This window comes from Stenotrophomonas sp. 2YAF22, assembly GCF_052114665.1.
GTDB lineage: Bacteria > Pseudomonadota > Gammaproteobacteria > Xanthomonadales > Xanthomonadaceae > Stenotrophomonas > Stenotrophomonas indicatrix.
This window is the reverse complement of record NZ_JBFRFE010000152.1, coordinates 1-7649: the sequence shown is the minus strand read 5'-3', so window position 1 is coordinate 7649 and position 7649 is coordinate 1. Positions and strand designations below refer to the sequence as shown.

At 63.0% G+C, this 7649-nt stretch carries 6 protein-coding genes; all 6 read right to left on the bottom strand.

Annotated elements, in window-relative coordinates:
* Window positions 1–2 precede the first annotated feature (2 nt).
* Window positions 3–4157 (bottom strand): DNA-directed RNA polymerase subunit beta, encoded by a 4155-nt coding sequence (gene rpoB / locus AB4Y84_RS08300; protein WP_312785444.1) that lies wholly within the window; start codon window positions 4155–4157, stop codon window positions 3–5.
* A 325-nt stretch (window positions 4158–4482) separates the two neighbouring features.
* Window positions 4483–4848 (bottom strand): 50S ribosomal protein L7/L12, encoded by a 366-nt coding sequence (gene rplL / locus AB4Y84_RS08295; RefSeq protein ID WP_025879347.1) that lies wholly within the window; start codon window positions 4846–4848, stop codon window positions 4483–4485.
* A gap of 63 nt (window positions 4849–4911) precedes the next feature.
* Window positions 4912–5448 carry a 50S ribosomal protein L10 gene (rplJ, locus tag AB4Y84_RS08290; protein WP_223494313.1) on the bottom strand — a complete coding sequence of 179 codons (537 nt, stop codon included), beginning with the start codon at window positions 5446–5448 and terminating at the stop codon, window positions 4912–4914.
* A gap of 387 nt (window positions 5449–5835) precedes the next feature.
* The gene (gene rplA, locus AB4Y84_RS08285; RefSeq protein WP_089238989.1) at window positions 5836–6534 is read right to left on the bottom strand and encodes a 50S ribosomal protein L1; all 699 of its coding nucleotides are present in this window, start codon (window positions 6532–6534) and stop codon (window positions 5836–5838) included.
* Between the two features lie 4 nt (window positions 6535–6538).
* Window positions 6539–6967, bottom strand: a complete 429-nt coding sequence (gene rplK / locus AB4Y84_RS08280; protein ID WP_004145248.1) for a 50S ribosomal protein L11 — start codon at window positions 6965–6967, stop codon at window positions 6539–6541.
* A 196-nt stretch (window positions 6968–7163) separates the two neighbouring features.
* Window positions 7164–7649 (bottom strand): transcription termination/antitermination protein NusG (nusG, locus tag AB4Y84_RS08275; protein ID WP_442249980.1); only part of this gene is annotated, 486 nt, incomplete at its 5' end.

The window sequence follows — 7649 nt, the reverse complement described above, 5'->3', positions numbered from 1 at the left end:
GATCAGTTGTCTTCCAGTTCCATGTTGATGGCCAGCGAGCGGATTTCCTTCACCAGGACGTTGAAGGATTCCGGCATGCCCGCGACCATCTCGTGCTCACCGTCGACGATGTTCTTGTACATCTGGTTGCGGCCCTGCACGTCATCGGACTTCACCGTCAGCATTTCCTGCAGGGTGTAGGCCGCGCCGTAGGCTTCCAGCGCCCAGACTTCCATTTCACCGAAGCGCTGGCCGCCGAACTGCGCCTTGCCGCCCAGCGGCTGCTGGGTGACGAGCGAGTACGGACCGGTCGAACGGGCGTGCATCTTGTCGTCGACCAGGTGGTTCAGCTTCAGGTAGTGCATGTAGCCAACGGTGGTGTGGCGATCGAAGGCTTCACCGGTGCGGCCGTCATACAGCTGGGTCTGGCCACTGCTCGGCAGGTCGGCCAGTTCCAGCATGCGCTTGATTTCCGCTTCGGTGGCACCGTCGAACACCGGCGTTGCCATCGGCACGCCGTCGAACAGGTTGCGGGCCAGGCGCAGCAGTTCCTCGTCGCTGAACTGCGACAGGTCGACACGGTTGGCCACGTTGGTGTCATCGTGGTTGTAGATGTCGTCCAGGAACTTGCGCAGGTCGGCGACCGCGGCCTGGGCTTCCAGCATTGCCTGGATCTTGCGACCCAGACCCTTGGCGGCCCAGCCCAGGTGCACTTCCAGGATCTGCCCGATGTTCATACGCGACGGCACGCCCAGCGGGTTCAGCACGATGTCCACGGTTTCGCCCGAGGCCATGTACGGCATGTCCTCGACCGGCACCACGTTGGAGACCACACCCTTGTTGCCGTGGCGGCCTGCCATCTTGTCGCCCGGCTGGATGCGGCGCTTCACGGCCAGGAACACCTTGACCATCTTCAGCACGCCCGGAGCCAGATCGTCGCCCGCGGTGATCTTGCCGCGCTTGTCGGCGAAGCGACGCTCGAATTCCTTCTCGTGCGCCTGGATCTGCTTCTGTGCGCGTTCGATGGCTTCGGCAGCGTCCTCGTCCTTCATGCGCAGCACGAACCAGTCGGCCTTCTTCAGGCCATCCAGGTAGGCGTCGGAGACAACGTCGCCCTTCTTCAGGCCGGCGCCGCCGTTGACCACCTTGCCGACGATCTGCGAACGCAGACGGGCATAGATGGCTGCTTCCAGGATGCGGAACTGGTCGTCGAAGTCCTTCTTGACGCGCTTGATTTCAGACTCTTCGATCTGACGGGCGCGCTTGTCCTTCTCGATGCCGTCGCGGGTGAAGACCTGCACGTCGATGACGGTGCCGTCCATGCCCGGCGGCACGCGCAGCGAGCTGTCCTTCACGTCCGAAGCCTTCTCACCGAAGATCGCGCGCAGCAGCTTCTCTTCCGGGGTCAGCTGGCTTTCGCCCTTCGGGGTGACCTTGCCGACCATGATGTCGCCRGCGCGGACTTCGGCACCGATGTACACCACGCCGCTCTCGTCCAGGCGGTTCAGCGCCTGCTCGGAAACGTTCGGGATGTCGGCCGAGATTTCCTCCGGCCCCAGCTTGGTGTCACGCGCAACGCAGGTCAGCTCTTCGATGTGGATCGTGGTGTAGCGATCCTCTTCCACCACGCGCTCGGAGAGCAGGATGGAGTCTTCGAAGTTGTAGCCGTTCCACGGCATGAAGGCGATCAGCATGTTCTGGCCCAGGGCCAGTTCACCGATGTCGGTGGACGGACCATCGGCCAGCACGTCGCCACGCGCCACCACGTTGCCCACTTCCACCAGCGGACGCTGGTTGATGCAGGTGTTCTGGTTGGAACGGGTGTACTTGATCAGGTTGTAGATGTCGACGCCGGCATCGGACGCATCGGTGATCTCGGCTTCGTTGACCTTGACCACGATGCGGGCGGCGTCGATCTGCACGATCTCGCCACCACGACGGGCGTTCACGGTCACACCCGAGTCACGCGCCACGGCGCGCTCGATGCCGGTACCGACCAGCGGCTTCTGCGCACGCAGGGTCGGCACGGCCTGACGCTGCATGTTCGCGCCCATCAGTGCGCGGTTGGCGTCATCGTGCTCCAGGAACGGAACCAGCGCAGCCGCGATCGACACGGTCTGCATCGGCGAGACGTCCATGAAGTGGACTTCCGCCGGCGGCTTCAGCAGCGATTCGCCCTGGTAACGGCAGGGGACGAACTGCTCGGTCAGCACGCTGTTGGCATCGGTCAGGGCGTTTGCCTGGGCGATGACGTACTCGTTTTCTTCGATGGCCGACAGGAACTCGACTTCGTCGAAGACCTTGCCGTCCACGACCTTGCGGTACGGGGTCTCGAGGAAACCGTACTGGTTGGTGCGGGCGTACACGGCCAGCGAGTTGATCAGGCCGATGTTCGGGCCTTCCGGGGTTTCGATGGTGCAGACGCGGCCGTAATGGGTCGGGTGCACGTCGCGCACTTCGAAGCCGGCGCGCTCACGAGTCAGGCCGCCCGGGCCCAGGGCCGAGACGCGGCGCTTGTGCGTGACTTCCGACAGCGGGTTGTTCTGATCCATGAACTGCGACAGCTGCGAGGAGCCGAAGAATTCCTTGATCGCCGCAGCCACCGGCTTGGCGTTGATCAGCTCCTGCGGGGTCAGGCCTTCCGACTCTGCCATCGACAGGCGTTCCTTGACCGCGCGCTCGACGCGGACCAGGCCCACGCGGAACACGTTCTCGGCCATTTCACCGACCGAACGCACGCGACGGTTGCCCAGGTGATCGATGTCATCGACCACGCCGCGACCGTTGCGGATCTCGGTCAGGACCTTGATCACGTCCAGGATGTCCGAGCTGTCACCGTGGGCGGCAACCAGGCGCTTGGACTCTTCGTCGTTGCGCTCGCCGTAGTACTTGCGGTCGTACAGCACCGCTTCGCCGGTGGTTTCCTTGCGGCCCACGCGACGGTTGAACTTCATGCGACCGACGGCCGACAGGTCGTAGCGCTCGAAGGTGAAGAACAGGTTGTGGAACAGGTTCTGCGCGGCATCCTTGGTCGGCGGCTCGCCCGGACGCATCATGCGGTAGATCTCGACCAGGGCTTCCAGCTGGGTCTTGGTCGGATCGATGCGCAGGGTGTTGGACAGGTACGGGCCACGATCCAGGTCGTTCACCCACAGGGTGCCCACGGCATCGACGCCGGCCTTGCGGAAGTTCTGCAGCTGCTCGTCGGTGATTTCGTCGTTGGCCTGGGCCAGCAGTTCGCCAGTCGAGGCATCGACCACGTCGTGCGACAGGATGCGGCCGACGATGTAGTCGTCCGGCACGGCCAGGGCGGCGATGCCCGAGGCTTCCAGCTGCTTGATGTGGCGCGCGGTGATGCGCTTGCCGGCTTCCACGATGACCTTGTCGCCGTCGGCGAGGTCGAAGCCCAGGGTTTCGCCGCGCAGGCGCTCCGGCACCAGCTCCAGCTGGACGCCTTCATCCGGGTTGATGTGGAAGGTGTTGATCTCGAAGAACTCGGCCAGCATCTCTTCGTTGCTGTAGCCCAGCGCACGCAGCAGGATCGACACCGGCAGCTTGCGGCGACGGTCGATACGGGTGAACAGCGCGTCCTTCGGGTCGAACTCGAAGTCCAGCCAGGAGCCGCGGTAAGGAATGATGCGGGCGCTGTACAGCAGCTTGCCCGAGCTGTGGGTCTTGCCACGGTCGTGATCGAAGAACACGCCCGGCGAGCGGTGCAGCTGCGAGACGATGACGCGCTCGGTGCCGTTGACGATGAAGGTGCCGTTGTCGGTCATCAGCGGGATTTCGCCGAGGTAGACCTCCTGCTCCTTCACGTACTTGATGGCCTTGGTCGACGACTCGCGGTCGTAGATCACCAGGCGCACGGTCACGCGCAGCGGCGCACCGTAGCTCATGCCACGCTGACGGCACTCACGCTCGTCGAAGACCGGATCGCCCAGCTTGTAGCCGACGTATTCCAGGGCGGCATTGCCGCTGTAGCTGGCGATCGGGAAGACCGACTTCAGTGCAGCGTGCAGGCCGTGGTCCGTGCGCTTGGCCGGATCGACGTTTTCCTGCAGGAATTCACGGTAGGAATCCACCTGGATGGCGAGCAGGAACGGCACTTCGAGAATCGAACGCTGCTTGCCGAAATCCTTGCGGATACGCTTTTTTTCGGTGAACGAATAGGACGTCATGAGGTCTTCCACCTTGTTGTGCGAGTCGTGCGCCCACGACCCGAAGGGAACTTGAAATTGTCAGTTGGAAGTCGCTGGTATTGCCGGCACCAGCACGCCTTCTCCCGCTACTTCCAACTGCCAACTCGTCTGCATCCACTCCCCCGCCGCCGCGCGTAGCGCTGGCCGACCAGGGTTTGACCGCAGCCCGTGTTGGGCTTTTCACCGTATTTCCGTAGAACCGCGCCACGATTGGTCGGCCCTACAACAACGACCAAAGGCCGGGGGCTTACGCCCCCAGCCTTGGCTGCATCGCCGGATTTCGATGGCGACGCAAAGGAAGTGCTTACTTGACTTCGACAGTCGCGCCAGCAGCTTCCAGGTCCTTCTTCATCTTCTCGGCTTCGTCCTTCGAAGCGTTGTCCTTCAGGACGCCGCCGGCTTCGGCCAGGTCCTTCGCTTCCTTCAGGCCCAGGCCGGTGATGGCGCGGACGGCCTTGATGACTTCGACCTTCTTGTCGCCAGCGGTCTTCAGGGTGACGACGAATTCGGTCTGCTCTTCAACGACGGCAGCCGGGCCAGCCACAGCAGCGGCGACCGGAGCAGCGGCGGAGACGCCGAACTTCTCTTCGATGGCCTTGACCAGCTCCATCACTTCCATCAGGGACTTCTCGGCGATGGCGTCGACGATCTGTTCGTTGGTAAGGGACATGATAATTACCTTTGGATGTTTTTCTGGATTGAGGTTCCGTCAGGAACCACGATTAGTCGAAACTCAGGCGGTCTCGGCGGCCGGTTCAGCAGCGTCGGCGGCGACGTCGCCACCATTCTGCTTGTCGCCGATTGCCTTGATGGCGCGGGCGAACATCGTGACCGGCTCGGTCAGGACGCGGGCCAGCATTGCCAGGGCCTGGTCGCGGGTCGGCAGCGAGGCCAACACGTCGACATGGCTTGCCGGGAACACTTCACCACCGATTGCGACGACCTTGGCCTTCAGCTTGTCGTTGCCCTTGGCGGCATCCTTGATCAGGCGACCGGCAGCACCGGGCTCCTCGAGCGAGAACGCGTACAGCAGCGGACCAACCATCTGGTCCTGTGCGACTGCGAACTCGGTGCCTTCAACAGCACGCGACGCCAGGGTGTTCTTGACAACTTTCAAGAAAACGCCGGTTTCACGCGCCTGCTTACGCATCGCGGTCATCTGAGCGACCGTGGTGCCAGCGTATTCGGCTGCGATCAAGGAGTGTGCCTTACCAGCAATTTCTGCCAGCTCCGCGACTACTTCTTGCTTCTGGGACAGATTGAGAGCCATTGCACTCCTCCAATTGAACTCCGCTTACGGCTCCTGCCGTGTGCGGTCCTGTGCAGCATCCGTCCTGGACGCCGGGAACATCGGAATGATGTTCCGGGGGTGGGCCGTTCTAGACCTGGAGTGGGCCAACCTGGGAAATCCCAGACGTGCGTGAACCAGAAAAACTCCAGAAGGGCACCATCTACGCAGGGTGATTCCGGGGAATCGATTAAGCGGTCATGGCTGCTTCGGCGGCGACTCCCTGCCAATTCGAGCTTCCGTGCCCGTCGCCGACATGCCACGACCGCACCTGCGGTCTTTGACGGCTACCACCGGCGATGGGTTGCCGGCGATGCCTTCAAATGTCACGGTCACGGAGCCCGAGGGACCCGTGACCGTCTCAAACAATTACTTCAGCGACAGCGACGACTGGTCGACGGTGACGCCCGGGCCCATCGTCGAGCTGACCGACACCTTCTGCAGGTACAGGCCCTTCGAGGTAGCCGGCTTGGCCTTGATCAGGTCCAGCAGCAGCGCGGTCAGGTTCGACTTCAGCGCGTCTTCGGCGAAGTCGGCCTTGCCGATGGTGCAGTGGATGATGCCGGCCTTGTCGGTGCGGTAACGCACCTGACCCGACTTGGCATTCTTCACAGCCTCACCCGGGTTCGGGGAGACGGTGCCGACCTTCGGGTTCGGCATCAGGCCGCGCGGGCCCAGCACGGTACCCAGCTTGCCGACGACGCGCATTGCGTCCGGGGTCGCGATCACGACGTCGTAGTTCAGATCGCCGGCCTGCATCTTCTCGGCCAGGTCGTCCATACCGACGGCTTCGGCGCCAGCGGCCAGGGCTTCATCAGCCTTGGCACCGGCCGGAGCGAAGACAGCGACGCGGACCGACTTGCCGGTACCAGCCGGCAGCACGGTGGAACCACGAACCTGCTGGTCGGACTTCTTCGCGTCGACGCCCAGGCGCACAGCAACGTCGATCGACTCGACGAACTTGGCCTTGGTGGCGGTCTTCAGGATGTTGATTGCGTCCTCGAAGGCATACGCCTTACCCGGGACAACGGCGGCCTTGATGGCCTTTTCGCGCTTGTTCTGTGCCATCTGATTAACCCTCCACCACGAGGCCCATGGAACGGGCAGAGCCAGCGATGGTACGCACGGCGGCGTCCAGGTCGGCGGCAGTCAGATCCGGTTCCTTCGCCTTGGCGATCTCTTCCAGCTGCTTACGGGTGACCTTGCCGACCTTCTCGGTGTTCGGGCGCTTGGAGCCCGACGAGATGCCAGCGGCCTTCTTCAGCAGGGTGGTGGCCGGGGTGCTCTTGGTGATGAAGGTGAACGTACGGTCCGAATAGGCCGTGATGATCACCGGAACCGGCAGACCCGGCTCGAGCTTCTGCGTGGCGGCATTGAAGGCCTTGCAGAATTCCATGATGTTCAGGCCGCGCTGACCCAGCGCAGGACCGACCGGCGGCGAGGGGTTGGCCTGACCGGCCTTCACCTGCAGCTTGATATAACCGACAACTTTCTTTGCCATGTGAGTACTCTCCGGGTGCTAGCGCCTTGCGACAACAGGCTCCCCATCGGACCGGGAATCACGCGTCCCGGCATCGCGTTTTGAAATCATGCCGAAGGCCACCTTTCGGTGGCCTCGTCCCGCCAGCTTCCCAACGGGAGCCGCGCAGCATATCAGGTTTTTTCTTCACATGCCTGAAGCGGCATGTGAATACAGATCAGACGGCCTTTTCGACCTGACCGAACTCGAGTTCGACCGGAGTGGCGCGACCGAAGATCAGCACCGAGACGCGCAGACGGCTCTTCTCGTAGTTGACCTCTTCGACGACACCGTTGAAGTCGTTGAACGGACCCTCGGTGACGCGGACCATCTGGCCCGGCTCGAACAGCACCTTCGGACGCGGCTTCTCGACGCCTTCCTGGACACGGTTCAGAATCGCCTCGGCCTCGGAATCGGCGATCGGCAGCGGGCGATCAGCGGTTCCGCCGATGAAGCCCATGACGCGCGGGGTTTCCTTGACCAGATGCCAGCTTTCGTTGTCGATGCGCGGAATGCCAGCTTCTTCGTGGGTCTCGATCTGGACCAGCACGTAACCCGGGAAGAACTTGCGCTCGGAACGGCGCTTCTGGCCGGCGCGCATTTCGATCACTTCCTCGGTCGGAACCAGGACGTCGCCGAAGCGCTCTTCCATGCCGTCACGGAC